Origin of the sequence: Sphingomonas sp., from assembly GCF_019242355.1 — a bacterium.
Classification (GTDB): Bacteria; Pseudomonadota; Alphaproteobacteria; order Sphingomonadales; family Sphingomonadaceae; genus Sphingomicrobium.
The window spans coordinates 1-2,011 of sequence record NZ_JAFAVR010000190.1 but is presented as its reverse complement, the minus strand read 5'-3'; the positions used below and the strand labels follow the sequence as shown (position 1 = coordinate 2,011).

The window sequence follows — 2,011 nt, the reverse complement described above, 5'->3', positions numbered from 1 at the left end:
CTAGCAAGAAATTCATCATATCCTCCATTGCAGGAGGCCCAATATTGCTGGTTGCGCGTCGAACATGCTCGCGGGGTTCGACCGACCGGCGGCACTCCTCGACATTGACCCTTTGTCGGTCTGTTCGGTACGTTCGTCGCTCTGCAGCGACGTAATTTGACACAGTCCGGCGGCAGACGACCTTGGTGGGACGACCAATTGCAAGCGTGCTCTTGCCCTGACGCCCGAGCCCACCATCTTCCCCATGGCAGCACGGATGCGGGATCGCGCGAATGACCGAGGACGCCGGCAGCAAAAAGGAATTCGAGCGGATGATCGCTCGGCACAAGGTCGACATCGAGCGTGCTCAGCTGGAGGCTGAGCGGTTCCGGCGCGAGTTCGACGAGCGGCTGGAGCGAATGCGCGACGAAATGGACGCCGCCCGGAACGAGATCGAATGCGCGATTGGACGCGGGCAGGATCCGTTGCATGCGGCGCGGCGCTATCTCGACCGCTGGGGCATCTGGCCCGAGCCTGTTCGGCGAAAGAGGAAGCCGCCGCGGCGCTTCGACGGCGGCGAGCCGGTTCCGGTAGAGCCTCGTCCCAAGCCGAAGCCGTTGATGGACGGTGCTGAAGCGCCGATTGAATAGGGGTGGCTCGCGGTTGACCGTCCGGCGGTGCATGGCTATGTGCCCGCCGGTCCGAGCGTCGCGTGACTCACTCGCGCCGGGCAAGAGCTGAACATTGCTCATAAGCGCGTCGCCGTGTGGCCGTTGGCCGCAAGGCTCCGCGCTTTTCATGTTGAGCAAAGTAACCGCGGGGAGTTCCCGCAATGAGGCTCCCACGAAAGTACTACTTTCGTGGGACCCAAGGAAAGGTGAAGGGCTTCATGCCAACGATCAACCAGCTGATCCGCAAGGGTCGCGAACCGCAGAAGGCCAAGTCGAAGGTCCCTGCGATGGAGCAGAACCCGCAGAAGCGCGGCGTCTGCACCCGCGTCTACACGACGACCCCGAAGAAGCCGAACTCGGCTCTGCGCAAGGTGGCAAAGGTTCGCCTGACCAACCAGCGCGAAGTGATCAGCTACATCCCGGGCGAGGGCCACAACCTCCAGGAGCACAGCGTCGTGCTGATCCGCGGCGGGCGTGTGCGCGACCTTCCGGGCGTCCGCTACCACGTGCTTCGCGGCGTCCTCGACACCCAGGGTGTCAAGGATCGCAAGCAGTCGCGCTCCAAGTACGGCGCCAAGCGTCCCAAGTAACCACGAGAGTAAGCCCCGGGCGCTCCCGGGTTCCCGTCAAAGTACCACTTTGATGGGGCCCTCAAGTCCCGGAACAGGCTGAAGAGAAAGGAATTTTCCAATGGCTCGTCGTCGTCGCCCAGAGAAGCGCGAAATCCTTCCCGATCCCCGGTTCGGGGACGAGGTCCTGTCCAAGTTCATGAATTCGGTGATGCTCGACGGCAAGAAGTCGGTTGCCGAAGGCATCGTCTACGGTGCACTCGAGACCGTCGAGACCCGCTTGAAGCGCGAGCCGATCGGCGTCTTCCACGACGCGCTCAACAACGTGAAGCCGGGCATCGAGGTCCGCAGCCGCCGCGTCGGTGGTGCGACCTACCAGGTGCCGGTCGAGGTTCGTCCCGAGCGTGCCCAGGCGCTGGCGATCCGCTGGCTGATCTCGGCGGCGCGCGCGCGGTCGGAGAAGACGATGGCGGGCCGCCTGTCGGGCGAGCTGATGGACGCTTCGCAGAACCGCGGCAACGCGGTGAAGAAGCGCGAGGACACGCATCGCATGGCCGAAGCGAACCGCGCCTTCAGCCACTACCGCTGGTAAAAAAGCACCCTATATCAGTGGGAAGCTGGCCCCGTGCTGGCTCCCTACATTGCTAAGGAACTGACGATCATGGCCCGCAGCCATCCGCTCGAGCGCTATCGCAACATCGGCATCATGGCGCACATCGACGCCGGCAAGACGACGACGACCGAGCGCATCCTCTACTACACCGGCAAGTCCTACAAGATCGGCGAGGTCCA

Annotated in this window: 4 protein-coding genes; all 4 read left to right on the top strand. The window is 63.5% G+C overall.

The window, feature by feature from the left end; genetic code table 11:
- The first annotated feature begins 272 nt into the window (after positions 1-272).
- Positions 273-629 (top strand): hypothetical protein, encoded by a 357-nt coding sequence (locus tag JOZ79_RS09565; protein WP_294073556.1) that lies wholly within the window; start codon positions 273-275, stop codon positions 627-629.
- Between the two features lie 239 nt (positions 630-868).
- Positions 869-1,240 (top strand): 30S ribosomal protein S12, encoded by a 372-nt coding sequence (gene rpsL, locus JOZ79_RS09560; protein WP_147044308.1) that lies wholly within the window; start codon positions 869-871, stop codon positions 1,238-1,240.
- A gap of 100 nt (positions 1,241-1,340) precedes the next feature.
- Positions 1,341-1,811 carry a 30S ribosomal protein S7 gene (rpsG, locus tag JOZ79_RS09555; protein ID WP_294073553.1) on the top strand — a complete coding sequence of 157 codons (471 nt, stop codon included), beginning with the start codon at positions 1,341-1,343 and terminating at the stop codon, positions 1,809-1,811.
- Between the two features lie 69 nt (positions 1,812-1,880).
- The coding region (locus tag JOZ79_RS09550; protein ID WP_294073557.1) for a GTP-binding protein at positions 1,881-2,011 on the top strand (131 nt) is incomplete at its 3' end.